23 protein-coding genes, 1 tRNA gene and 2 pseudogenes are annotated in these 23,234 nt (G+C 59.6%); 11 read left to right on the forward strand and 15 right to left on the reverse strand.

Translation table 11 applies throughout. The features are described from left to right. Positions 1 to 95, reverse strand: a pseudogene (locus FN828_RS17935) (transposase domain-containing protein); the annotation flags it as partial. Here FN828_RS17935 and FN828_RS20920 point away from each other — a divergent pair. Both FN828_RS20920 and FN828_RS17945 read left to right on the forward strand, forming a co-directional pair. Next, positions 92 to 187 (forward strand): annotated as a pseudogene (locus tag FN828_RS20920) (integrase); the annotation flags it as partial. The pseudogenes FN828_RS17935 and FN828_RS20920 sit on opposite strands and share 4 nt — an antisense overlap. A 485-nt stretch (positions 188 to 672) precedes the next feature. Next, complete coding sequence (locus tag FN828_RS17945) at positions 673 to 1,227, forward strand: helix-turn-helix transcriptional regulator (RefSeq protein WP_142494751.1); 555 nt, start codon at positions 673 to 675, stop codon at positions 1,225 to 1,227. A gap of 181 nt (positions 1,228 to 1,408) precedes the next feature. Here FN828_RS17945 and FN828_RS17950 read toward each other — a convergent pair whose 3' ends face one another. The 4 genes from FN828_RS17950 to FN828_RS17965 form a co-directional block, all read right to left on the reverse strand. Then, entirely contained in the window at positions 1,409 to 2,059 is a 651-nt protein-coding gene (locus FN828_RS17950) for a hypothetical protein (RefSeq protein WP_142494752.1), read from the reverse strand. A gap of 88 nt (positions 2,060 to 2,147) precedes the next feature. Further along, a complete protein-coding gene (locus FN828_RS17955; protein WP_142494753.1) occupies positions 2,148 to 2,435 on the reverse strand; it encodes a hypothetical protein in 288 nt (95 codons plus the stop codon). Next, positions 2,428 to 2,613 carry a hypothetical protein gene (locus tag FN828_RS17960; protein WP_142494754.1) on the reverse strand — a complete coding sequence of 62 codons (186 nt, stop codon included), beginning with the start codon at positions 2,611 to 2,613 and terminating at the stop codon, positions 2,428 to 2,430. The genes FN828_RS17955 and FN828_RS17960 overlap by 8 nt, the downstream gene beginning before the upstream one ends. Before the next feature lie 261 nt (positions 2,614 to 2,874). Continuing rightward, positions 2,875 to 3,399, reverse strand: a complete 525-nt coding sequence (locus FN828_RS17965; RefSeq protein WP_235891524.1) for a calcium-binding protein — start codon at positions 3,397 to 3,399, stop codon at positions 2,875 to 2,877. Positions 3,400 to 3,432: 33 nt separating this feature from the next. Here FN828_RS17965 and FN828_RS17970 point away from each other — a divergent pair, with 33 nt between their 5' ends. Next, on the forward strand, positions 3,433 to 3,717 hold the full coding sequence (locus FN828_RS17970) for a hypothetical protein (RefSeq protein WP_235891525.1): 285 nt from the start codon (positions 3,433 to 3,435) through the stop codon (positions 3,715 to 3,717). A 316-nt stretch (positions 3,718 to 4,033) separates the two neighbouring features. Beyond that, entirely contained in the window at positions 4,034 to 5,572 is a 1,539-nt protein-coding gene (locus FN828_RS17975; RefSeq protein ID WP_185959083.1) for a terminase large subunit domain-containing protein, read from the forward strand. Between the two features lie 439 nt (positions 5,573 to 6,011). Here the strand turns inward: FN828_RS17975 and FN828_RS17980 are convergent, their stop codons facing one another. Continuing rightward, positions 6,012 to 6,314 carry a hypothetical protein gene (locus FN828_RS17980; protein WP_142494756.1) on the reverse strand — a complete coding sequence of 101 codons (303 nt, stop codon included), beginning with the start codon at positions 6,312 to 6,314 and terminating at the stop codon, positions 6,012 to 6,014. A gap of 344 nt (positions 6,315 to 6,658) precedes the next feature. Here FN828_RS17980 and FN828_RS17985 point away from each other — a divergent pair, with 344 nt between their 5' ends. The 3 genes from FN828_RS17985 to FN828_RS17995 all read left to right on the forward strand — a co-directional run bounded on the left by FN828_RS17985 (position 6,659) and on the right by FN828_RS17995 (position 9,194). Next, complete coding sequence (locus FN828_RS17985) at positions 6,659 to 7,516, forward strand: hypothetical protein (protein WP_142494757.1); 858 nt, start codon at positions 6,659 to 6,661, stop codon at positions 7,514 to 7,516. Between the two features lie 96 nt (positions 7,517 to 7,612). Next, on the forward strand, positions 7,613 to 8,728 hold the full coding sequence (locus tag FN828_RS17990) for a phage major capsid protein (RefSeq protein ID WP_142494758.1): 1,116 nt from the start codon (positions 7,613 to 7,615) through the stop codon (positions 8,726 to 8,728). A 175-nt stretch (positions 8,729 to 8,903) separates the two neighbouring features. Further along, positions 8,904 to 9,194 carry a hypothetical protein gene (locus FN828_RS17995; protein ID WP_142494759.1) on the forward strand — a complete coding sequence of 97 codons (291 nt, stop codon included), beginning with the start codon at positions 8,904 to 8,906 and terminating at the stop codon, positions 9,192 to 9,194. A 28-nt stretch (positions 9,195 to 9,222) separates the two neighbouring features. On the opposite strand, the gene FN828_RS18000 is transcribed toward FN828_RS17995, so the two are convergent. Then, positions 9,223 to 9,297 (reverse strand) — tRNA-Asn (locus FN828_RS18000). A 91-nt stretch (positions 9,298 to 9,388) separates the two neighbouring features. Continuing rightward, positions 9,389 to 10,300, reverse strand: a complete 912-nt coding sequence (locus tag FN828_RS18005; RefSeq protein ID WP_142494760.1) for an MBL fold metallo-hydrolase — start codon at positions 10,298 to 10,300, stop codon at positions 9,389 to 9,391. Between the two features lie 41 nt (positions 10,301 to 10,341). Here FN828_RS18005 and FN828_RS18010 point away from each other — a divergent pair, with 41 nt between their 5' ends. Beyond that, positions 10,342 to 11,661, forward strand: a complete 1,320-nt coding sequence (locus tag FN828_RS18010; protein WP_142494761.1) for an ATP-binding protein — start codon at positions 10,342 to 10,344, stop codon at positions 11,659 to 11,661. On the opposite strand, the gene FN828_RS20675 is transcribed toward FN828_RS18010, so the two are convergent. From FN828_RS20675 to FN828_RS18020, 3 genes are all read right to left on the reverse strand, one after another. Further along, on the reverse strand, positions 11,658 to 11,801 hold the full coding sequence (locus FN828_RS20675) for a hypothetical protein (RefSeq protein WP_185959084.1): 144 nt from the start codon (positions 11,799 to 11,801) through the stop codon (positions 11,658 to 11,660). The genes FN828_RS18010 and FN828_RS20675 overlap by 4 nt on opposite strands. Before the next feature lie 126 nt (positions 11,802 to 11,927). Beyond that, positions 11,928 to 13,271, reverse strand: coding sequence for a TrkH family potassium uptake protein (locus FN828_RS18015; RefSeq protein WP_235891526.1), 1,344 nt, complete (start codon positions 13,269 to 13,271; stop codon positions 11,928 to 11,930). A gap of 13 nt (positions 13,272 to 13,284) precedes the next feature. After that, complete coding sequence (locus tag FN828_RS18020) at positions 13,285 to 13,947, reverse strand: potassium channel family protein (protein WP_142494762.1); 663 nt, start codon at positions 13,945 to 13,947, stop codon at positions 13,285 to 13,287. 242 nt (positions 13,948 to 14,189) lie between these two features. On the opposite strand from FN828_RS18020, the gene FN828_RS18025 reads away from it, so the two are divergent. Beyond that, positions 14,190 to 14,645, forward strand: a complete 456-nt coding sequence (locus FN828_RS18025) for an Lrp/AsnC family transcriptional regulator (protein WP_142494763.1) — start codon at positions 14,190 to 14,192, stop codon at positions 14,643 to 14,645. 21 nt (positions 14,646 to 14,666) lie between these two features. Beyond that, entirely contained in the window at positions 14,667 to 16,541 is a 1,875-nt protein-coding gene (locus tag FN828_RS18030; RefSeq protein WP_142494764.1) for a monovalent cation:proton antiporter-2 (CPA2) family protein, read from the forward strand. A gap of 67 nt (positions 16,542 to 16,608) precedes the next feature. Here the strand turns inward: FN828_RS18030 and cobT are convergent, their stop codons facing one another. Then, complete coding sequence (gene cobT, locus FN828_RS18035; protein ID WP_142494765.1) at positions 16,609 to 17,625, reverse strand: nicotinate-nucleotide--dimethylbenzimidazole phosphoribosyltransferase; 1,017 nt, start codon at positions 17,623 to 17,625, stop codon at positions 16,609 to 16,611. Between the two features lie 79 nt (positions 17,626 to 17,704). Between cobT and cobS the strand changes: the two genes are divergently transcribed. After that, positions 17,705 to 18,466 carry an adenosylcobinamide-GDP ribazoletransferase gene (gene cobS, locus FN828_RS18040; RefSeq protein ID WP_142494766.1) on the forward strand — a complete coding sequence of 254 codons (762 nt, stop codon included), beginning with the start codon at positions 17,705 to 17,707 and terminating at the stop codon, positions 18,464 to 18,466. Positions 18,467 to 18,476: 10 nt separating this feature from the next. Here the strand turns inward: cobS and FN828_RS18045 are convergent, their stop codons facing one another. The 3 genes from FN828_RS18045 to FN828_RS18055 are packed head-to-tail and all read right to left on the reverse strand — an operon-like array spanning position 18,477 to position 23,227. Then, entirely contained in the window at positions 18,477 to 19,655 is a 1,179-nt protein-coding gene (locus tag FN828_RS18045) for an acyl-CoA dehydrogenase family protein (protein ID WP_142494767.1), read from the reverse strand. A gap of 23 nt (positions 19,656 to 19,678) precedes the next feature. Beyond that, the gene (locus FN828_RS18050; RefSeq protein WP_142494768.1) at positions 19,679 to 21,622 is read right to left on the reverse strand and encodes an acetyl/propionyl/methylcrotonyl-CoA carboxylase subunit alpha; all 1,944 of its coding nucleotides are present in this window, start codon (positions 21,620 to 21,622) and stop codon (positions 19,679 to 19,681) included. A gap of 3 nt (positions 21,623 to 21,625) precedes the next feature. Further along, positions 21,626 to 23,227, reverse strand: a complete 1,602-nt coding sequence (locus tag FN828_RS18055; RefSeq protein ID WP_142494769.1) for an acyl-CoA carboxylase subunit beta — start codon at positions 23,225 to 23,227, stop codon at positions 21,626 to 21,628. Between the last annotated feature and the right edge of the window lie 7 nt (positions 23,228 to 23,234).

The following is a 23,234-nucleotide window of genomic DNA, read 5'->3' on the forward strand; positions in this document are numbered from 1 at the left end:
CATGGCAACAACTCAGGCAGGCGTGAGACCGGCATGTCGGAGATGCGTGCGATGGCGTCGCCGAGCCATGCCTGCGGGTCGATGTCGTTGAGCTTACGGTACGCATTCTATGAGGCGAACGAAGGTGACCCAGATCTACAAGAAAACGGGCAACCTTCGGGCAGTCCAGCTGCTGTTGGGCCATACCGTTCACCCCTTTGATGCCGGTGGCGTGGCTACCCGATTTATAAGCCCCATCGACCCCGCGTCCGTCCCAGCCGTGACATTCCTTGCAACGCCAGTTGTTATTGGGCTGCTTGGCATATTTTTCGTTGCTGGAGGGATAAAGCGGATGCGTTTCCGTGGGGGTGTCGGCTTTGATAACCTTGTACCACTTGTCATACAGTTTGCCGCCGCGTGCGATTGACCCCTGATCGGGATCAGCAAAAGCTGCCGTTGAGATTGCGCCAAGCGAAACGGCTGCCAATATTGCAACTGCCTTTTTGATCTTGGTCATGACGTGCGTCCTCCTTCTCCGATAACATCGGGGCGTGTTGCGCGGTGTGCGCATTTTCCTCGTTTTCACATTGTCGTGATGGCGGCGTCCTGAAAACGCCAGAGTCGCGGAAGGGTGGGGCTTATCGGTTGAATAAGATCAAAGTCGAAGGGAACTAGACGAAAGTCTGAACGCTTATGGATACAATTTTAACACGTCACACACCGAAAACAGCTCTGTCACTCTCGGATTTGGGGGGTGCGATCTTTCTGGCCTTGGCGCACCTGATCTGCGGGGTTGTTCTGACGATTGATGTATCGTCGGAAATTTACGCGGCTTTAACGGGTCGTTCCTCTGACAATGAACACGGGCCTGTTCTGCTGGTTGCCGAACTGATTGCAACAGCTTTGCTATACTTCATTTTCGTGCAGTCGATGCGCCAAATCCTGTTTTACCGCGATGCACTACAACGCGCCAAACTGCGGCTGGAAGGGGTTCGGAACGAATTTTCAGGTCTGGTTGGTCAGCGATTTCAGGAATGGGATTTATCGCCCGCAGAAACCGAAGTGGCCCTGTTAACAATCAAGGGCCTACGTATTTCAGATATTGCACAGGTCCGCGATTGCCGGGAAGGGACTATAAAATCGCATTTGACTTCGATTTATAAAAAGTCTGGCACATCTTCACGTCCCGATCTTCTGGCCCGTTTCGTAGATGATTTTCTGGAACTGGCGAATGACAGGCTGCATTAAGATACTCAGTACATTTTAGCCTTCTTTGTAGGAACCAGCACGCCCGCATCAACCAACCGACGCAAATGCCTGCCAATCGGCAAGGCGTTGTATCGGGATCGGGTTTTACTCCGTCATCTGCGCGAAGCGAACTGCCCAAGCGGTTGTCTCGCAGGGGCATAGGACCACCGGGCCAAAGATGTCAATTCCAAGGGCTCCAGTCGATCTTGGGAACGGTGAACTCTGGTAGATCGGGAAGGTAAGACGCGGCAACCTCCCAAGCGACACCGGGCGATGCCTTCACCGTGGTCCAAACCTCATCCTTGGTGGGAACCGTCAGCCCGCACACTTCGGATGCCTCCGGGTCAGGAGAGACAGAAGGGTTAAACGCCAGCTCCAGTTCATGCAGGTCCGTCATCGTATCGCAAGCGTCCTTCAGGTCCCAAGCAGTGACGCCCAGCACCACAGCCACCCCCGCCACGGGGATAGCTTCCGCCACCACCGATCCGGCGTTTCTGGGAGCACCGGCAGCAGTGCGGCGAGATACACGGGCGGCGGTATCCTCTACAGCTTCCGCCAACAGCCGTTTCTGGCCCCGATAGGTAACGGATTTGGGGGTTCTGAGGGTGGCCACCTCATCCGTCAGCGACACGACCTCGGCCTCCTTGCGGACCAGATCGTCACTCAGGTTGTTAATCTTCCGATCCCTCGCCCCCAGCACCGAAGCAGCGCCCGTCACCACCTCAAAGGCCCCGGAAACCAACATGGCGACCGAACTGAATGCTACCGTGGCAACATTCATGGTAACTGACCCCGCCAGTACGACCGCAAACACCACTGTTCGTAGCTTCATTCCTGTTCCTCCTCTTTCTGTTTTGCCCTGCTCGACAAAAAATAGCAAAGCGGGTTGCCCCCGGCAGCCGTAGCCGCCGAGGAACGTTTCATATGCGGTCGATAGCATCCAGCACCAAGACCAACGCCTCAGCCCGCCAGCCGGACAGGTCAGCGTTGGGTAGCGGCAGCCACGGGCCATAGTCGACACGGATCACTTCGGTTTCGTCCTCGGCCACATCATAGGCAAAGCTGCCCCCGTCCGGCCCAAGGCACACGACCGAACAGTCCGCCCCAAACAGCCCCGCCAGCACAGCAGAGGTGGCAACCTCACCCCACGGCAGAACCCAGCCCCCGCTACGGTGAACCAGAGGATAGATGTCCAGATAGTCAGTCATGGTCCCCCAGCTTTCCGGTCACCACATAGTCGGCCAACACCTGCCAGTAATGGGCTGCATCCCGCCCCCCCTGCGCTCGGGCAGCAACGTCCTCGGCCCTGGAACGAGAAAGGCCACCGTCGTATTCCACGATGGCGGCCCTTCCCACGAACGCGTCAATGTCAGGTATCAGTGGCATGGCAAACGCCTAGAGACAGCCCCATTTGGACATCGAAACGCGACGCAGCATCAGACACGGCGTCGACAGGGAGCGCAGAGAGCAGAAATTCGCAGCGAAGCGATACAAACAGCTGATCGACGGAACAAAGCGCCCTTTCGCTGTGAGCGCCCCAATGTCGGCTTTCGGCTTGCAGGCAAAAACGGTCTTTTTGGATCGCCCCCGTCCAGAACCGCGTCACAATTTCTGATCAGGCGCTTTACGTGATGAACGCCCGACACATCACAGGATTTCCAACGCACCCAGAATTTCCGGCAGCGTCGTCGTAAATCCGGCTGCGCTTGACGCCAGATCAATGGATATCTCATGCGATGAACCCAATGCGGTATCGGTGAAAGTGATCAGAATACCTTGATCTGTTAGCACAACGCTTGATGAATCGAACACTGCGCCGCCAGCATTGTAGAAACGAAGCGTATCGCCCTCAGAGATTTCGAAATCCGTGACCGATGTGTTCGTTGAAGTTCGCGTGAACTCGAACACATCCGCACCCGCGCCACCTGTTAACACATCAGTCCCCATACCGCCAAAAATGGTGTCATCACCGTTCCCGCCAGAAATACTCTCGTTGGCGTCGGATCCCCAGATCACATCATTTCCTGCACCGCCGTCGATATACAGACCCATGCCCGCAAGGCTGTAATCAGGACTGGTCAGGTCGATGATATCGTTTCCGCCCATGCCTCGAATTTCTTCGATATTTGCAAAACGTGCCGTACTTTGATTGCCGATATAGTCGTCGGTCAACGTAATTGAGCTGTGGAACCCCGAATAGGCATCGTGCAGAAAGAAGGCGTCGCCTTGTTCGCTGAGCTGGACGATGTCGGTACAGTCCTTCGCTGTAGTGGTCTCGAATGGCAGGCCAGGGCCGCTCAAGCTGGCGACGATTGGGCGGGCTGCATTGTGGCGGATGTGCTGGGGATGGATGCGACCTCAGACAAGAAGCGCCTCAAGAGGATCATCGAAACATGGCTGAAATCCGGTGCGCTGGTGAAGGTCAAACACAAGGATGCAAACCGTATCGAGCGGCCATGTTTGGAGGTGGGTGAATGGGCAACGGAATGATGTGCATCACCACCCTGAAAACAGGGGTGATGCAGGGTGATGCAAACGCGGTCATTAAAGGTGCTGCACCACCACCACCCCCTACGGGGGCGGTGGGTGGTGGTGATGCACTACACCTTAGCGCGGTGGTGGTGATGCAGGTTGCCCCCGCCTGCCTGTCCCAATTCCCAATTACCCCCAGTGGGACCCAGTGGGTGCAAGTGGGTGCCAAGTGTGGTCGCCAATGTGGTCCCAATGCGGTCACGATGCGGGCTCGGTGCGGGCGCGGTGCGGGGTCTTGCTTTCTCTCTCCCGAAAAAATCCGGGGGGAATGCTGATGGCTAGGGCATCGAAAGAGGCATCGGCGGCCTTGCGTTTCCTTCCCAAGCTGGTGGTCCCTGAGGGCCGTCTTGCGGGCAAGCGGTTGCGGCTGGCGTCCTATCAGAAAGACTTTGTGCGGGGTGCGTTCGCCAAGGGTATCGAGACGGGTTGCCTCAGTGTGGGCAGAGGCGCGGCGAAAACAGCTTTGAGCGCGGGCATCGCTCTTGGGCACCTCATGGGTGAGATTGCGCCCCAGCCGAAACGCGAAATCATCTTCGCGGCGCGCAACCGTGACCAAGCCAAGACGGCTTTCGGGTTCCTCTTGGGGTTCATCGAGGGGTTGCCAGAGGATGAGCAAGAGCAATTCACGATCCGGCGCGGCTCCAAGCTGGAAGTGGAAACCGCTGAGAACGGCGGCGGGCTGGCGCGCGTTATCGCGGCGGATGGCAAGTCAATCCTTGGCGGTGCCCCCACGCTGGCAATCCTTGATGAGCGGGCCGCATGGGAACGTGAAAAGGGCGATGCGTTGGAAAATGCTATCCTGTCCGGTCTGGGCAAGCGCGATGGCCGCGCCCTGATTATCAGCACGAGCGCACCGGATGATGCGAACACGTTTAGCCGGTGGTTGGATGAGCCGCCCCCCGGCACCTATGTGCAGGAACATCGCCCGGACCCCGGCTTGCCGCCTGACGATCTGGCAAGCCTGCTGGTGGCCAATCCGGGCGCGGCTGAGGGCATCGGCCCATCTGCGGAATGGCTTACTGCCCAAGCGCGGCGGGCGATTGCGCGGGGCGGCTCTGCCCTGTCCAGTTTCCGCAACCTCAACAGGAATGAGCGGGTGGCGTCCGACAATCGTTCGGTGTTGCTGACGGTTGACGAATGGTTGGCCTGCGAGGTGGCCCCCGATGATCTGCCCCCGCGTGAGGGACCGGTTGTCCTGGGGGTTGATCTGGGCGGGTCCCGGTCAATGTCTGCGGCGGCGCTCTACTGGCCAGACACGGGCCGCTTGGAATGTGTCGGGGCTTTCCCCTGCAATCCGGGCCTTGCGGATCGTGGCCAAGCTGACGGCGTGTCGCATCGCTATGTCGAAATGTCCGACCGGGGCGAACTGGTGACGATGGGCGATACGACCGTGCCCGTGGGCCGTTTCCTTGCCAGCGTTGTTGAGCGGTTGAACGGGCAGGCCCCGGCGGCAATCGCGGGTGACAGGTTCCGCCATGCTGAATTTCTTGAGGCACTGCGAGACGCGGGCCTTGATCGGGTGCCGTTCATCTGGCGCGGGTTCGGATGGAAAGACGGCTCTGAGGACATAGAGCGGACCCGGCGGGCGGTGTTCGAGGGGCAGGTGCGCACGGTGCCGTCGCTCTTGCTGCGCTCTGCCTTTGCGGATGCGATCACGCTGGTGGACCCGGCGGGCAATCACAAATTGGCGGCTGGACGTAGCACGGGCCGGGTGGACCCCGTGTCTATTTCCAATTTGAGCAGGTTGATCTTGGCGACGCCAAAAGCGCCGTTCTGGAGGCTACAGAAGCGCCGGAGAGGCAACACAAGCTGACACCGGCGCAACGGCTTGGACAGGACACATACATCACCGCAGCAGTAGCGCGGGGGTCTTGGGAGGATGGTGCTTTTCGTGGCGTTCACGTCGATGCGTGGCGAGATGCGTTCTATGCCAAACACACCGGCGACAGCGCCGATGCCAAGAAAAAGGCTTTCCAACGGGTCAGGCGCGATCTGGTCGAGGCCGGGCAAATGGTTGTGAATGATGACATCTATTTCACAAACGATGCAGGCATACAGGGGGCCATAATACTGGAGCGGGACAGCCGGGACACAGCGGGACAAAATGAAAAATGTCCCTGTGCAGAAGCGGAATGAGCCGGGACAAACGGGACAAATGCCTAAGGCATGTCCCGTGTCCCGCCCCGACTGAGGGTTTTGGAGTGAGTTTTGACGGGACAAGCGGGACACGCTGGTCGGTCACGGTTTGTTTGTTAATCGCTCTTGGATGTAAGAAAGGCATAACGGTTAGCGCAGGCAAGAGTTTCCGTTACAATTTCTTGTTCGGTAAGTTGGTCATAAGTCTTCTCTGCAGCGTGAAGTGCTTTCCATGCAGACATGCTGTCGCCTTCAGCAGCAATGCCGAGCGTGGTCTTCATGCCGTCTGATATTGCTGTACCCCAAGGATCAAACCCTATCTCTTGTTCGACTTCGCTTTTCATCGTGTCGGGCAAGTAACTGATCCAAAGCCCGCTAAAGTCGAATAGCACAACGCAGAGTGCGACAGTTTCAAGCAAGTAAGCCTCCATAACTATAGATATTGAACTCTGGCATGAGGGAAATTGCCAAAGCAAGCACGGTTTTGCAGCGGCCTACCCGATCGGCGGTTTGCAAAGTTGGGGCTTTCGCTTGCAAAATTGAGAACAAGTGATAACATATCAATTGCATAAGGCGTTTAGGTGACTGTTTAGTATTGAGTTTTGACCTTGCGATCACCGCTTGTCACTCGAATTGTCACTGAATTATGCCAGAGATACACCCAAAATATCGCGACATTCCCGATCGGTTTGCAGCCGGGTATCTTGAACGTCTGGACGGTCGCACCGCCATAGCCGTCGAGATGCGCGCACGGTGGCAGTCGATGACCGATGACCTTGGCGGTGTCGATCGGCTGTCATACTCGCAGCGGTCACTGGTCGAGCGTGCGCTTTGGATTGAACACTGGATTGCCCAGCAAGAGCGCGAACTTGCAGAAGGCAGGATCGGGGCGTTTGACGCAGGCCGGTGGACGCAAGCGACTAATTCGCTCTTGCGCGATGATGCGGCGCGGGCATCGGCGGAATATCTGGCACAGTTTCGCAGCGATGTTGAGCAATTCATTGCGCAGGATCAGGTGCAGGCCGCGCAGCGGTCAAAGCCTCTGGAACTGCCACGGCAGGAGGGCATCATTTACACTGCTTTTGTTGATCCGGGCGGAGGCGGCAAAGATGAATACACGCTTGCAATTGGTCACCGCGAGGGCGACCGCCTGGTGGTGGACCTTGTGCATGGCCGCAAGGGCAATCCTGCCGCTATAACGGCCGACTACGCCAAGACGTTAAAGTCTTACGGCATCTTTCGGGTTGCTGGCGACAGATATGCAGGCGCGTGGGTTCCGACTGAGTTTTCCCGGCATGGGATCACCTATGAACCGGCACCCGGCACCCGCTCCGAACTCTATGCCAGTTTCGCACCGGCGCTGAATTCGGGCGTGGTGGAGTTGCCAGCTTGCGACGTGCTGGAACGGCAGTTGGTGGCGCTGGAACGCAGGACAACACGCGGTGGCCGGGACATCATCGACCATGCACCCGGCGCGCACGACGACCGCGCCAATGCCGTGGCGGGCGTGGTGGCACAATTGGCAAAGAAACGATCGGATCAAGTGTTCGGCGTATTGGATTACGGATACTCGCATTGGCACCCAATGGGGTGGGCATCGCGAGGGATGGTGCAGCATTGACCAACGGGATGTTGGCGGTGGTGTTCCAGCGGTTGCTGACCGAGAGGGTCACGGACGCGAAATGGACTGGAACCCATATCGCGAAAGGAAAAAGCGATGAGTGATCTTTCAGAGATCAAGACAATGGTTGGCCAGATTGGCGACCATGCAAAGCAAAGCAGCGCGGCGCTGGAGCGGCGAATTGCAAAGATCGAGGCCGCAGCGAACCGACCCGCCTTCGGTGGTGGTGACAAGGCCGCAGACCCGATGTTGGACGCGTGGTTGCGCAAGGGCGATGTCACCGCGCTGGAAGGCAAGGCGATGTCGATCAGCGCAGACGGGCAGGACGTGGTTGTTCGTGGCGACTGGTCGGATCGGATTTTCCGTTTGGTTCGTGAAACAAGCCCGGTGCGACAGGCCGCGAACGTGATGACGACGACATCCAACACGCTGGATGTTCTGGTCGATCGTGGGGAGCCGACATCGGCTTGGGTTGCGGAGACTGGCACCCGCAGCGCAACGGACACATCTTTCATGTCCCGGCACCCGATCAGCGTCTTTGAGCATTACGCCTATCCGGCGGTCACGACGCACCTTCTCGAAGATAGCGCGTTTGATGTCGAGGGATGGTTGATGCAGAAGATTGCCGCGCGGTTTGCACGGCAGGAAAATGCCGCGTTCTTCGGTGGCAGTGGCAGCGGGGAGCCGACAGGCTTGCTCACCTATGGCACGGTTGCAGATGCGTCGTTCACATGGGGCGCAGACCCGAGTGCCTATGAGATCGGCGCGATCTATAGCGGTGCGGATGGCACGTTGGGATCATCGCCAATCGAGGCGATCGGCGACGTGGTGGACAGCCTCAAAGCGGAATACCTGCCCGGCGCAATTTGGATGATGCCGCGCGCGGTTCGCAATTTCATCCGAGACCTGAAAGACAGCCAAGGCCGGTTCTATTTCCAGCCGTCGCTGTCCGAGGGCGTGCCCGATCGGCTGATGGGCTATCCGGTGGTTCTGGCCGAGGACATGGATGCACCGGCGGCTGACACTGTTGGCATGTTCTTCGGAAACTTCGGTGAAGCCTATACCGTTGTGGACCGCTTGGGGATGCAGGTGATCCGTGATCCGTACACATCACCGGGCAACGTCAAATTCTACAGCGCCAAGCGCGTGGGTGGAGCGTTGACGAACCCGGAAGCGGTCAAGGCGCTGGTCTTGGGTTCCGAGCCCGCTTGATGAATAGCCGCGCCGCCTTATCAGACGGGCGGCGCGGTTTGCGGATAAGCCGGGAGTGCCGCGCCTCCTACAAAACCCCGGCAGCGATGGCCCAGCTACAGGGTTTGGGTGACATCGCACCTTGGGGGCGGTTCAGCGGGATGCTGACCGCCCTTTTCTATATCGGGAGACGACAATGGGCGGTGATGTTCTTCTCTGGCAAGCGGTTCTGACGATCGGCTTGCATGACGTGGCCAATGGCAAAGACCCGGACTGGTTACACAGCGACGACTTCGCTCTGGTTTGCAGCATGGCCGGGCTGGAACCAAGCTCCGTGAGAAAGCGATTCTCGATGCAGCAATTCCGTAGGATGCCGAGGCCGGGCCGGAAGCGGCGTGATTCTGTGAGTCGTGACAAAAAAATTTTGGTCGGTGACAAATCAATGACAAGCGCCAAAAACCCGCCAAGACCGCTTGGCGCGGTTTAAGCTAAGTTGTTGCTTTCTTGGGGTTTTATGGCTCCGGCGGTAGGGATCGAACCTACGACCAATTGATTAACAGTCAACTGCTCTACCGCTGAGCTACGCCGGAACATGGGGCGGTGTATAGCTATGGGATTTTCCGACGTCCAGAGCCTTTTTTGAGATTTTTGAAAAAAATTCCGCCACCACCGAAATCTGCATTATCGCAGGGAAAACCGTGCAGATGCGGACAAGCGCCCCTCTGGGGTAACTTGGTTTTTTCCCACCAAATCAACCAGATGTGCAAAAACGTTTCGCGTCGCTGCGGGAATCAGGGCCGCGGGGGTATCCGTATAAATCGTCTGCGCCAGTTCTTGTGCTGTGGCCGCCTGCCCCTCCAAAGCCTGCAAGATCGCCGCTTCCCGGCCCCGCCGATGCGACAACAGCCACTCGACCCGTTCGTTGGGGTTTTCCACCGGGGCGCCGTGGCCGGAATGATAGCGACGGGCGGGAAGAGCCTGCAACATTTCACAAGAGCGCATGAAATCGGTCAAATCACCATCCGGCGGCGACACCAGCGAACTGGCCCAGCTCATGACCAGATCGCCGGTAAAAATCACGTCGTTCCACTGGAAGCTCAGGTGATTGCCGAAATGCCCCGGCGTCCAGAGCGCACGCAATTGCCAACCATCACCCGCAATATCGGCACCATCCGCGACCTCGACATCCGGTACGAACTGCGCATCGACGCCTTCGCCGCCACCTGCCAGCCCTTCGGTGGCCAATTGTTCCATCACGGCAGAGCGTCCCGCACGAAAATCCCCATAGGCATACACCGGCGCCCCAACCCGCGCCGACAAGGCCCGCGCCAACGGGGAATGATCCAGATGTGCATGGGTAACGATAATATGGGAAATCCGCTGCCCCGGCTTCACCGCGTCCAGAATCGCCCGCAGATGGACAGGATCGTCCGGGCCTGGGTCGATAACGGCCAGATCGCGTTCCCCTAAAAGATATGTATTGGTGCCGCGATACGTCATTGGCGATGGATTCGGGGCCAGCACACGGCGCAAACCCGGTTCCAGTTCCAGTGCCACACCCGGTTCCGGGTTGAAATCGTCTGGCGGTAACATCTTGTATTCCTCTTCCCTCACTCGCCCGCTAGGTTTAACCCATGTTCTTTCACTGGCTCAAACGCTATTTGCCCCGTGGCCTTTATACACGCGCGGCGCTGATCCTGATCCTGCCGGTTGTCACGCTGCAACTGGTGATTTCGATCGTCTTTATCCAGCGCCATTTCGAAGGCGTCACCCGGCAGATGACCCAGACCGCCACAAGAGAAGTGCGCCTGTTGCTGGATGCCATTCCCCCGGACATACCTGCGGATCAGATTCCGGCCGCGCTTGCCCATTTCGCTGATCCGCTGGAAATTCCGATCCATCCGCCCGGTGTGCAGCTTGGGGTGCAACCCGACGAACGCCGCTGGTTCGACCTGTCGGGCATCATCGTACAATACTATTTCCGGGAAATGCTGCCCGAACTGCTGGCGGTTTCTTTGCCTAACAACGATGATGTGCTTCTGTTTCTGGACATTCCGCAAGGAATACTGACCCTGCAACTGGATCGCCGCCGGGTATCGGCCTCGAATCCGCACCAGCTTTTTGTGAATATGGTGTTTTTCGGCGGATTGATGACGCTGATCGCCTTTATTTATTTGCGCAACCAATTACGCCCTATCACCCGTCTGGCCGCCGCTGCCGAAGCTTTTGGCCGGGGGCGAAATTTACCCTACAAACCCTCGGGCGCGGTCGAGGTGCGGGCGGCGGGCAATGCGTTTCTGGATATGCGCGCCCGGATCGAGCGCCAGATCGAACAGCGCACCCTGATGTTATCCGGCGTCAGTCATGACTTGCGCACACCGCTGACCCGCCTACGGCTGGGCCTGTCGATGATCGACGACCCCGAAGCCGAGGATTTGCTGCGTGATGTGGATGATATGCAGCGAATGCTGGACGAATTCCTGTCTTTCTCTCGTGGTTCAGCCGAGGGCGAGCCGGAACCCACGGATCCCATCGCGCTTGTTCGATCATTGGTCGATGACGCCCACCGGGCCGGACAAGACGTAACCCTGACCGAAACCACCGGCGGCGGCACAGTCACCCTGCGCCCCGTAGCGATCCGCCGGGCCGTGGCCAACCTGATTGAAAACGGTGTGCGTTATGGGGGAACAGTCCAGATTTCCGTGGCGCTTACCGATAAATCCCTGCGTATCCGGGTCGAAGACAACGGCCCCGGCATTCCCCCGGAAAGCCGCGAACAGGCAATCAAACCATTCACCCGGCTGGACGGTGCCCGCAATCAGAACCGGGGCAGCGGCGTCGGTTTAGGGCTGGCAATTGCAACCGACATCGCCCGTGCGCATGGTGGCGTATTACGCCTTGGCGAAAGCGAGGCATTGGGGGGATTGCGCGCGGATCTGGTGATCGGACGCTAACCCCAAACCAGCCAGCCAACAACGGCCCAGAACGCGGCGGCCAGCAACAGACACAGGCCAAGACCTGCACCTTCGCTTTTCCTGCGCTCGGGCAGCTCGTCCTTTTGCGGATCGCCGTCTTCTTCTATACGCCGCGCCATCATCCCGGTTGCTCACTTGATCGGCCATTCGTCTAAGTTGAACATCCAACCGGGCAAAAGGTTCCCGGTTGCCGCATTTTTTTCATCCGTTCGCCAATCAGGTGTATTTTCAGGCGTAGCCGCCCCTTACCCCAGATAAATCTTGCCCTCTGGGTAGCGCACACGCGGGGCGCTATGCGTGGCAAGGAAAAACCCAAGCGTCAGTGGACCCACCCGGCCAAGGAACATGACAAAGACAATCACCGCTCGCCCGAATTCGGACAGTTCTGCGGTCAAGCCGCGTGACAAACCTACGGTCCCAAAGGCGCTGGCCACCTCGAAACTGATGTCCAGAAAATGACCATCATGCGAAGCCGTCAGCAGGAACACAGCCACAAACACCAGAATGACGCTGATCGCAGTCAGAGCCATGACCTTCATCACCTGATCTGGCGCAATGCTACGCCCAAACGCATGAAGCTGCTGCTGGCGGCGGAAAAAAGCCACCGTCGCAATGATCATAACAACAAAGGTTGTCACCTTGATCCCGCCCGCCGTCGAGGTGGGACCGCCCCCAATCAGCATAAGCGAAATGAACATCATCGACGTGCTGTCATGAAGCGCCCCGATGTCGGTCGTGTTAAATCCGGCGGTTCGCGTTGTCACACCTTGGAACCAGCTTACCGTCAGGCGTGCAAAAATACTGTCGAACTGCCCCAATGTGTCTGGGTTGCTCCATTCCAGAACGGCGAACATGCCAACAGACCACGGTATCAAAAACCCTGTTCCAAGCAGCATGATCTTTGTGTGCAAAGACCACGCCCGCCAGCTTTTCTGGGTGAAAATATCATGCAGCACGACATATCCAATCCCACCAATGATAAAGAGCGCCGGGATGATCACATTCACCACCGGATCGGTCGCATAGGGGACCAGCCCATTCGGAAAGGTTGAAAACCCTGCGTTGTTGAATGCCGATATCGAATGAAACAGCGCCTCCCAGATGCCCTGCCAGAACCCGTAGTGCGGCACAAACGTCAACGTCAGCAGCATGGCCCCCGCGACTTCGCAGAACACCACAACCTTCAGGATGGTCAGGACCAGTTTTGACAATTGGTGAACGGAACTCTGGTTCAGATCCTCGCGCAGATAAAGCTTGCCCGTGATGCCGACGGGCAAACCAAGCGCGCCAAGGATAAGCACAGCAAAGGTCATCAACCCAAGCCCACCCATCTGGATCAGAAAGGCCACCACGAACTGACCGAACCATGTCAGGTCTGCGCCGGTATCCAGCACAACCAGCCCCGTCACAGTGACGGCAGAGGTCGAGGTGAAAATGGCGTCGGACCAGCTTATCGGAACTGTATGGGAAAACGGCAACATCAGTAATGCCGCCCCCAGAACGATCAAGACGGCATAAAGTATCGACAAGATCAGAGGCGGCGGCATACCCGACACAACGGATGCCGCCCGGCGCAGTAGCACTTTCATTGGAATGTCCCGTTCAAATGGCATCGCCAAAGCGGCGCAGTTCAGGGCGTTTACCAAGCAAAATTAGCTTGTCGTCCTCCTCCAGCACCAAATTCGCCGTATGTGCCGAACGGAACTCGGTGCCGCGCATCACCCCCAGAAGCCGCAGATCATACCCCGTGCCGATCCCAAGCGACGACAAATCGCGCCCTGTCAGCCGTTCGGGAATAACGATGTTCACCACGCTGAACCCATTGCCAAGACTGACATAATCCTGCACCACGGGATTATTCAGCATTTGCGCGATATGTCGGCCCATTTCCTGTTCCGGCAATATCACCCGATCAGCCCCTAACTTGGACAGGATACGGTGGTGGGTCTTGTTCGACGCTTTGACCCAAATCGTCCCAATCCCCAGCATTTTCAGGTTCATCGTGGTCAGGATGCTGGCCTGAATGTCGCGTCCTATGGCAATCAGCGCAATATCATACTGATCAATACCCGCCTCTTTCAGTGCCATTTCATCGGTCGTATCAAGGATCACAGCCGAAGATAACGTGGCCGCCATCTGCGCGACACGCCGTTCGTCACTATCAACCCCAATAACCTGATTTCCGAAACGCGCCAGTTCTGTTGCAACAGCACTGCCAAACGCACCAAGCCCAATCACCGCGAATGAACGGCTTTCTTTAGCCATGAAACACGCCCTATCAAATCGTTACCAAACACCGTGAAAGCCTGAAACGCAGTGCAATAAATGTCAAGATAGCTTACCTTCCCCGGTTTGATGTTATGACATATCACCGGGCAGCGCCCCTCACATACGCACAAGGGGCGGTTTTTCGCGCCTCACCACACGATGCACGCGTCACTGCATCCTTCACTGTTGCGACGCGGGGTTTTTCCGCTAAATTGATAAAAAACGCGGAAATCACGCAAATGCTGGACAATACGGACAAACGGCTTCTGGCCGAACTGCAACAGAACGCCCACCTGACAGCGCAAGAACTGGGAGAGCGCCTGAACCTGTCCCCCAGCCAAGCGGGGCGGCGGCGGCAACGGTTGGAAACCGAGGGATATATCCGGTCCTATGCTGCGCGGCTGAACCCGCGCAAAGTGGGGCTGACGGTGCAGGCGTTCGTTCAAGTGCAAATGTCCACCCACGGCCCCGAAGAATCCCGACAGTTCGCCCGACTGGTCGAATTGCGCCCCGAGGTGATTTCGGGCTGGACCCTGACCGGCGAGGCCGATTACCTGCTGCGGGTCTATTGCGAGGATCTGGCTGCCCTGAACCGGCTGATCCATGAAATCCTGTTGCCGCATCCTGCGGTGGCGCGTGTCCAAAGCCAGATCGTGATGGACCAGTTCAAACAAGACGCCCCCCTGCCCTGTTAACGATTACTCAACGGAGATGTCATGCAATCCTTCCTGTTTCAGGCCTCGATCTATCTGGCCGCGGCGGTGATCGCTGTTCCCCTGGCCGCGCGCTTGGGGCTGGGGTCCGTTCTGGGCTATCTGACAGCGGGCATTGTGATTGGCCCGATCTTTGGGCTGGTCGGCAACGAAACTGCGGATTTGCAGCATTTCGCGGAATTTGGCGTGGTGATGATGCTGTTCCTGATCGGGCTGGAACTGGAGCCGCGAACCCTGTGGGACATGCGGCATCGGCTGATCGGATTGGGCGGCTTGCAGGTGGTGCTGACCACGCTGGCGGTGATGGGCGGCGCAACGGCGCTGGGGCAACCCCTGCCACGGGCGCTGGCGATTGGCTTAATCTTTTCCCTGTCATCAACCGCGATCGTGCTGCAAACGCTATCGGAAAAGGGGCTGATGCAAACCAGCGGCGGCAGATCGGCCTTTTCTGTGTTGCTGACGCAGGATATCGCGGTAATCCCGATGCTGGCACTGCTGCCGCTACTGGCCGTGGCCCCAACGGCGATCCTGCGCGAGGATGGCTCTATCGCGCGAGCCAAGGATCTGGAGGCCGGACATGAACCCACCCTGTCGCTGGTGGCGGGTCTACCCGCGTGGGGGGTCACGCTGGTGACGCTGGGCGCGGTGGCGGTGATCATTCTGGCGGGGATTTACCTGACGCGCCCGGTATTTCGCTATATCCACCATGCCCGGTTGCGGGAAATGTATACCGCACTGGCGCTGCTGATCGTGCTGGGTATCGCGTTCCTGATGTATGCAGTGGGGCTGTCGCCCGCGCTGGGAACGTTTCTGGCGGGCGTGGTACTAGCCAACACCGAATTCCGTCACGAACTGGAAAGCGACATCCAGCCCTTCAAGGGGCTGCTATTGGGGCTGTTTTTCATCACCGTGGGCGCGGGGATTAATTTCGACCTGCTGTTTGCCAACCCCCTGCCGCTATTGGCAATGACCGGCGCGCTGATCGTGCTAAAGGGCGTGATCCTGTTTGGATTGGCCGTGCTGTTCAAACTGAAAGGCCGCAATCGCTGGCTGTTCACGCTATCGCTGGCGCAAGCGGGGGAATTTGGCTTTGTGCTGCTGTCCTTTGCCAAACAAACCCATGTGCTGACCGGCAGCCTGCCGGAAAAGCTGCTGATGGTGGTGGCCCTGTCGATGTTGATCACGCCGCTTTTGTTCATCCTGTATGATTGGCTGTCCAGCCGCATGAAGGAAGAAAACGATGGGGCCGAAGCCGACGAAATCGACGACCAAGGCCCGGTGATCATTGCCGGGATCGGGCGGTTCGGCCAGATCGTCAACCGGCTGGTACAATCCAGCGGGTTCAAGACCGTGGTGCTGGATCATGACATGGAAACCATCCAACTGATGCGGCGCTTTGGGTTCAAGGGCTTTTTCGGCGACCCCACCCGCCCTGAATTGCTGCACGCAGCCGGGCTAAAGGAAGCCCGCGTGCTGGTGGTGGCGCTGGACAGCCCCGAGGCAACGACCCGTCTGGTCACTTTTGCCCGGCGCGAACGGCCCGATCTGCACATCGTCGCCCGCGCCCGCGACCGGAACCATGTGTTCCAGCTCTATCAGGCCGGGGCCAATGACATCGTGCGCGAAATGTTCGACAGCTCCTTACGCGCCGGGCGCTATGTGTTGGAGAATGTAGGCCTCAGCGAATACGAAGCCGCCGAGGCCGAAAAGGTGTTCTACTTCCATGACCGCGAAGCGATCCGCGATCTGGCACAGCTTTGGAACCCCAATATTCCGGCCTCGAAAAACGAAGCCTATATAAAACGCTCGTTAGAATTGGACAAAGAACTGGAAGCTGCGCTTCAGACCCAGTTGGACGCACGGGCCGAAAACGACTGAGCTTTCATCTTGCCCAAAATACTCTGGGGGGAAGGCCGCAGGCCGGGGGGCAACGCCCCCTTCGCCCCTATGCTTCGGATACGCCCGCTTCGGCAAAGGTGGCCATGCCAGAATGGCAGGCAATCGCGCCTTTCAGCACGCCAATCGCCAGCGCCGCGCCCGATCCTTCGCCCAGCCGCAGGCCCAGCGACAGCAGCGGTTGCTTGTTCAGCGCCGTCAGCAAACGGGGATGGGCGGCTTCGGCGCTGACGTGACCAGCGGCGCAATGATCCAGCGCCCCGGTCTGGGTTTTCGCCAGACAGGCCGCAGCAGCGCAGCAGATAAACCCATCCAACAGCACCGGAATGCGCAGACTGCGCGCCCGCGCGATGGCCCCTGCCATAGCTGCCAGTTCCCGCCCGCCCAGACAGCGCAGCGCATCCATGCCATCGGTGATGGCCGCAGCGTGCAGGGCTTCGCCTTCGCGCACGACACGGGTTTTATTCAGCAATCCGGCATCGTCCACCCCGGTGCCACGGCCTGTCCAGTCTTCGGCGTCGCCCCCGAACAGGGCCAGCGCAATAGCCGCCGCAGAAGTGGTGTTGCCGATCCCCATTTCCCCCGTCACCAGCAGATCCGCCTGCGGGTCCACCGCATCCCATCCGGTACGCAGGGCGGCAACAAGCTCTTGTTCGGTCATCGCCGGGGATTGCGTGAAATCCGCGGCCGGGCGGTCCAGATCAATCGCGTGGACGGCCATCTGCGCCCCAAACGCCGTGGACAGTTGGTTGATCGCCGCGCCGCCGTGCTGGAAATTCAGCACCATCTGTTCCGTGACTTCGGCGGGAAACGCGGAAACGCCCTGCGCCGTGACCCCGTGATTGCCCGCGAAAATCAGCACTTGCGGGGATGCCAATGCCGGGCGCGGGGTGCCGCGCCAGCCAGCGTACCAGATCGCCAGATCCTCTAACCGACCCAAGGCACCCGGCGGTTTGGTCAGTTGACCGTTGCGGGCCTGCGCCTGTTCGCGGGCGGTCAGATCGGCGGCGGGGGCATCAGCCAGCACCGCACGAAAGGCGGCAAGCGTATCAAAAGAGGCGGTCATGGTGCAGTCTTTCCTGTTGGTGTTGCCCCGGTGTTTATCGCAATGGTAACGGGGGGCAAGGCAGCAAAGGGGCGCATCCATGCAGGAAAACGACCAAGGCGGATTTCAGCCCCGTGATATTGCGGTGGCGCTGTCACTGCTGACACGCTTGCCGCTGCGTCTGCCAGACGCGGCCTATGCCCGTGGGGCAGCCGCCGCCTGGGCCTATCCGCTGGCCGGGCTGGTGCTGGGGCTGATTTCGGGGCTGGCGGGCTGGGCCGTGGCCGGAATTGGCGCAGGACTGGCCGGGATCGTGGCAATTGCCGTTACGGTCATCCTGTCCGGTGCCATGCACGAGGATGGGCTGGCCGACGTAGCGGACGGGTTCTGGGGCGGCTGGGACAGGGACCGGCGGCTAGAGATCATGAAGGACAGCAGCATCGGCAGCTATGGCACGATGGCGCTGATTTTGGGCTTTGCCGCGCGGTGGTGGGCACTGACCACGCTGTTTACCGCCGGGCATGGCCTGACGGCGGCAGTGGCGGTAGGGGTGCTGTCCCGCGCCGGGATGCCAGTACTGATGGCCGCCCTCCCCAATGCGCGGGCGGGCGGGCTAAGCCGATCCGTAGGCCGCCCTGCCCCGCGAATTGCAGCCGTAGCGGTGGCACAGGCACTGGCGCTGGCCGTGGCAATGGCCGGATGGTCCGCGATTGTGGCCGCAGTGGTTTCGGCTGGGGCGGTTGCGGGGCTGGCGCTGATCGCGCGGGCGAAAATCGGCGGCCAGACCGGCGATGTTCTGGGGGCATCCCAGCAAATATCGGAAATCACCTGTCTGGCGGTTTTCGTGGCGGTTTGGGGCTAACCCGCCCCCGTCAAATGCGTTTGGCAACCTCTTCCAGCATAACCTCGGTCGCGCCGCCACCGATGGATTGCACCCGCGCATCGCGGGCCATGCGTTCGATGGTGCTTTCACGCATGAAGCCCATGCCACCGTGGAATTGCAGGCAATCATACATGACCTCATTCACCAGTTCGCCGCACAGGGATTTGATCATCGACACTTCGCGCACCATGTCTTCGCCCGCTTTCAGGCGCAGCGCAGTGACATAGACCATCTGGCGACAAGCTTCGACACGGCTGGCCAGCAGGGCAAGACGTTGGCGGATCGCCTGTTTGTCCCATAGCGTTGCCCCAAAAGCAGAGCGGCTGCGCACGTAATCCAGCGTCAGTTCCAGCGCGGCCTGTGCCTCGCCCATCGACATGGCACCCAGCACCAGCCTTTCATTCTGGAAATTCTTCATGATTTCATAAAAGCCGTGACCTTCCTGCCCCAGCACGTTTTCCGCCGGAATGCGGCAATCGACAAAGGACAATTCTGCCGTGTCCGAGCTGCGCCAGCCATGTTTGTCCAAGGCGCGGGACACGGTGAAACCGGGGGTTCCCTTTTCGACGATGAACATGGTCACGCTGCGGCTGGCGGGGCCGGTGGGATCGGTTTTGGCCGCCACGCAATAGACATCGGCGTGAACGCCATTGGTGATGAACATTTTCGCACCGTTCAGCACATAGCTGTCACCGTCGCGGCGGGCGGTGCTGCGGATACCTTTGACATCCGATCCCGCGCCGGGTTCGGTGACGGCAACCGCGCAGATCGCTTCGCCCCGGATCACGCGGGGCAGCCAATGGGCCTTTTGCGCGTCATTGCCCGCGTTGAAAATATGGACCGAAGCCATATCAGTATGCACCAGCGCCGTGATTGCCACCCCGGCAAAGGTGCAGCGGCCCAGTTCTTCGGACAGGATGACCGTCGCCAGTTCATCCATCGCGCTACCGCCATAGAGTTCAGGATAGCGAATGCCGAAGAACCCCAATTCACCCATGCGCCGTAACAGCGACCGAGGCGTGGCCCCGTCCAGTTCCCATTGGGCGGCGTGGGGTTTGATGTCTTCTTCGACAAAGCGGCGGATCTGGGCGCGCAACATCCGGTGTTCTTCGGAGAAGAAAAGCGGGCTATCAGCGGCTTTGTCGAAACCAGAGCTTTGGGCAGTCATGGCGGTATCCTTGGGTTGGTGGGTCAGGAAAGCGGATCAATATCCACAAGTACGGTTTTGGCAGGCAGGGTTTCGCCGGGGGCGCAGGCCACGCGGGTCACACGGCCCGGATGCGGGGCAGTCAGGGTGTGAACCAGCTTCATCGCCTCCATCACGACCAGCGGATCGCCCTGCGCCACGGTATCGCCCGGCGCGACATGCACCTGTGTGACGCGCCCCGTCAGCGGGGCGGTAAGCTGCCCTTCGGGGGTGTCGGGGGCGCGAGTCATGCGGGCCTGCGCCAGCGGCGTGACATGGGCCGCAAGGGTCAGGCCGCGCCCAGCAATGTGCAGCGTATCGCCATCCCGCCAGTGACGCGGCGGGTCGGTCAGGTCGGCGGTGCCGGTGCTGTAGGTCACTTGCGGCACCGGTCCCAATGTCAGCGTCAGATCGGTTTCGCCGTAATCGTCCTGTAGATGCAGGGGAACCCGGGCCGGGCGTCCGGCGCTGCGAAACCCGTCTGTCCGGGTCAGGGGCGAGGCGGAGCCGGGATTAGCCGCGATGCAGGCCAGCGCAGCTTGCCCGCGCAGCCACAACAGCGCGGCGGGATCAGGGTGCCAACCATTCGGGAAGCTGCGGGTCAAGAAATCGGTCGTCGCCTGACCGGCGGCAAAATCCGGGGCCAGCAGGCAATCGCGCAAAAAGGCCTGATTGGTGGCGATACCGGGCAGCGCCAGCCCGCTTAGCCCATCGGCCAGCGCCAGCCGGGCCTGATCGCGGTCCGGGGCGTGGGCGATCAGTTTCGCCAGCATGGGATCGTAATGGCTGCCCACGACAGTTCCGGCCTCGATCCCCCTGTCAAACCGCAAACCGGGCGGCGCGATGACATCCAGTACGGGGCCAGTGGCGGGCAGAAAACCCTGTTCGGGCCGGTCGGCATTCAAACGCACCTCGATCGCGTGACCTTTGGGGCGGATTTGATCCTGCGTCAGCGGCAAAGGCAGACCCGCCGCCTGACGCAGTTGAAATTCCACCAGATCGACACCGCAAATCAATTCGGTCACAGGATGTTCAACCTGAAGCCGGGTGTTCATTTCCAGAAAATAGGGTTGGCTATCCCCCTGCCCCAGAATGAATTCCACCGTTCCCGCCCCGCCATAGCGAATGGCGCAGGTCAGAGACAAAGCCGCGTCCAGCAAGGTTTGCCGGGTGTCTGCGGACAGGTTGGGGGCTGGGGCTTCTTCGATCAGTTTCTGGTGATTGCGCTGCACCGAACAATCCCGTTCATAAAAATGCAGCGCCCCGCCCTGTCCATCACCGAAAACCTGCACCTCCAGATGGCGGGGGGATTGGATCAGCTTTTCAATGAACAGGGTCGCGTCACCAAAGGCCGCGCCCGCCTCGGCCCGTGCGGCGGACAGGGCAGCGGGCAGGTCTGCGGGGCGTTCCACCCGGCGCATTCCGCGACCGCCACCACCCGCGCTGGCCTTGACCATCACCGGATAACCGATGCGTGCGGCAGCATCGGCCAATTCGACGTCTGAGGCATCACGGGCTTCAAACCCCGGCACCACAGGTACACCGCTGTCACGGGCAATCCGGCGGGCTTCGATCTTGGACCCCATAGCCGCCACGGCATCAGGGGACGGCCCGATAAAAATCAGCCCCTCAGCAATACATGCACGAACGAAATCCGCATTTTCAGACAGAAAACCATAGCCGGGGTGGATAGCATCGGCCCCACAGGCATGCGCAGCCGCCAGCAGCGCGGAAATGTTCAGGTAGCTGTCCACCGCCGGGGCCGGACCCAACCGGACGGCGTGGTCGGCCAGCCGGACATGGGGCGCGTCATGGTCGGCATCGGACCAGACCGCAACGCTGCGCAGCCCCAAACGGCGACAGGTGGCAATAACACGACAAGCAACTTCACCGCGATTGGCGATCAGAACCGTGCGGATCGGATGCGGGGCAGTCAGGAAATCATACATGGCTTACATCCTGTAAACGGGGCTTTGCAGGCGGATCGTGGGGCGCATGGCCCCCACCGCCAAACACAGGCCCAGCACGCGGCGGGTATCGCGCGGGTCGATGATCCCATCATCGAAAATCCGCGCGGTGCAGAAATAGGGGTCTGATTTTTCCTCGAACATGCGGCGCAGGCTGGCTTCGTGATCGGCCAGTTCCTGTTCCGTCGCTGGGTTTTGCGAAATCGAAGCGCGCCGCAAATCCATCAGAACCGAACTGCCGACATCGGGGTTCATGCCCCCCAATCTGGCATTCGGCCACATGAACAGGAAATGCGGACGAAACCCGCGCCCCGACATACCGTAATTGCCCGCGCCATAGGAACTGCCAGTGATAACGGTGTAGCGCGGCACGCGGGTGTTCGACATGGCATAGACCAGCTTGGCGGAATCTTTGGAAATGCCGCCCAGCTCCGCCTCTTTCCCGACCATGAAGCCGGTGGTGTTTTGCAGGAAAAGCAACGGAATGCCGCGCTGATCGCACAGTTCGATGAAATGGGTGGCCTTCAGGCAGGCCTGCGAAAACAGCACGCCGTTATTCGCCAGAATGCCAATTGGGAACCCTTCGATATGGGCAAAGCCACAGGTGATCGTATCCCCCCAATCGGGTTTGAATTCGTGGTAATCACTGGCGTCGACCAGACGGGCGATTACCTCTTTCTGGTCAAAGGGGCGGGACAGGTCTGTACCGACAATGCCGGGCAGATCAGCAGCATCATAGCGCGGCGCGGCGGCGGGCTGGCGACCCGGTGCAAAGGGCTGAGCGTAGTTCAGCGCCGCCACCATATCACGCAGCCGCCCCAAAGCGGCGGGTTCATCCGGCGCGATGTGATCGCTGACGCCCGATTGCCGGGTATGCAGCGCCGCGCCCCCCAGTTCATGCCGATCCACGATTTCAGAAATCGCCGCTTTCACGATCGGCGGGCCCCCAAGGTGGATCGAGGCCGCGCCGTCGACCATCACGAATTCATCGCAAAGCGCCGGAATATACGCCCCGCCCGCCGTGCATTCCCCAAACACCACGGCCAGTTGCGGAATGCCCAGCGCAGACATCTGGCATTGACGATGAAAAGTGCCGCCGAATTGGTTTTCGTCGTAAAACACCTCTTCCATCTGGTTCAGGTTGGCCCCACCGCAATCGACCAGATACAGCACAGGCAGGCGGTTTTGGGCCGCGATTTCCTGCGCCCGGATGTGTTTCTTCACGGTTTCCCGGTAGAATGACCCGCCTTTGACCGTGGCATCATTCGCAATGATCATGCAGGCGGTGCCGCGCACTGTGCCGATCCCTGTGACCAGACCCGCAGCAGGCAATTTGCCGTCATACAGCCCCCAACCGGCCAAGGGGGTCAGTTCCAGAAACGCGGTGCCGGGATCAATCAGCAATTCGATCCGGTCACGGACAAGGATTTTGTTGCGGGCATGATGGCGATCCACCATTTTCGGCCCACCCCCGGCCTGCGCCCAGTCCAGCCTTTCGGACAGTTGCGCCAACAACGCGTCATAGGCGGCGGCGCGGGCGCGAAAATCAGGGGTGGCCGGGTCGATCTGGCTGTGTATCTGCGGCATGGCGGGC

The sequence above is a fragment of the Thalassovita litoralis genome, from assembly GCF_900182725.1.
In the GTDB taxonomy this organism is placed as follows: Bacteria; Pseudomonadota; Alphaproteobacteria; order Rhodobacterales; family Rhodobacteraceae; genus Thalassobius; species Thalassobius litoralis.

Excerpts from the sequence above, each read along its gene's own strand:
- FN828_RS17990 (WP_142494758.1), top strand. The coding sequence starts at position 7,613 with ATGAGTGATCTTTCAGAGATCAAGACAATGGTTGGCCAGATTGGCGAC.
- FN828_RS17945 (WP_142494751.1), top strand. The coding sequence starts at position 673 with ATGGATACAATTTTAACACGTCACACACCGAAAACAGCTCTGTCACTC.
- FN828_RS18050 (WP_142494768.1), bottom strand. The coding sequence starts at position 21,622 with ATGTATGATTTCCTGACTGCCCCGCATCCGATCCGCACGGTTCTGATC.
- cobS (WP_142494766.1), top strand. The coding sequence starts at position 17,705 with ATGCAGGAAAACGACCAAGGCGGATTTCAGCCCCGTGATATTGCGGTG.
- FN828_RS18010 (WP_142494761.1), top strand. The coding sequence starts at position 10,342 with ATGTTCTTTCACTGGCTCAAACGCTATTTGCCCCGTGGCCTTTATACA.
- FN828_RS18030 (WP_142494764.1), top strand. The coding sequence starts at position 14,667 with ATGCAATCCTTCCTGTTTCAGGCCTCGATCTATCTGGCCGCGGCGGTG.
- FN828_RS18025 (WP_142494763.1), top strand. The coding sequence starts at position 14,190 with ATGCTGGACAATACGGACAAACGGCTTCTGGCCGAACTGCAACAGAAC.
- FN828_RS18005 (WP_142494760.1), bottom strand. The coding sequence starts at position 10,300 with ATGTTACCGCCAGACGATTTCAACCCGGAACCGGGTGTGGCACTGGAA.
- FN828_RS17975 (WP_185959083.1), top strand. The coding sequence starts at position 4,034 with ATGGCTAGGGCATCGAAAGAGGCATCGGCGGCCTTGCGTTTCCTTCCC.
- FN828_RS17985 (WP_142494757.1), top strand. The coding sequence starts at position 6,659 with ATGACCGATGACCTTGGCGGTGTCGATCGGCTGTCATACTCGCAGCGG.
- FN828_RS18020 (WP_142494762.1), bottom strand. The coding sequence starts at position 13,947 with ATGGCTAAAGAAAGCCGTTCATTCGCGGTGATTGGGCTTGGTGCGTTT.
- FN828_RS17995 (WP_142494759.1), top strand. The coding sequence starts at position 8,904 with ATGGGCGGTGATGTTCTTCTCTGGCAAGCGGTTCTGACGATCGGCTTG.
- FN828_RS17960 (WP_142494754.1), bottom strand. The coding sequence starts at position 2,613 with ATGCCACTGATACCTGACATTGACGCGTTCGTGGGAAGGGCCGCCATC.
- FN828_RS17950 (WP_142494752.1), bottom strand. The coding sequence starts at position 2,059 with ATGAAGCTACGAACAGTGGTGTTTGCGGTCGTACTGGCGGGGTCAGTT.
- FN828_RS18045 (WP_142494767.1), bottom strand. The coding sequence starts at position 19,655 with ATGACTGCCCAAAGCTCTGGTTTCGACAAAGCCGCTGATAGCCCGCTT.
- FN828_RS18015 (WP_235891526.1), bottom strand. The coding sequence starts at position 13,271 with ATGAAAGTGCTACTGCGCCGGGCGGCATCCGTTGTGTCGGGTATGCCG.
- FN828_RS20675 (WP_185959084.1), bottom strand. The coding sequence starts at position 11,801 with ATGGCGCGGCGTATAGAAGAAGACGGCGATCCGCAAAAGGACGAGCTG.
- FN828_RS17955 (WP_142494753.1), bottom strand. The coding sequence starts at position 2,435 with ATGACTGACTATCTGGACATCTATCCTCTGGTTCACCGTAGCGGGGGC.
- cobT (WP_142494765.1), bottom strand. The coding sequence starts at position 17,625 with ATGACCGCCTCTTTTGATACGCTTGCCGCCTTTCGTGCGGTGCTGGCT.
- FN828_RS18055 (WP_142494769.1), bottom strand. The coding sequence starts at position 23,227 with ATGCCGCAGATACACAGCCAGATCGACCCGGCCACCCCTGATTTTCGC.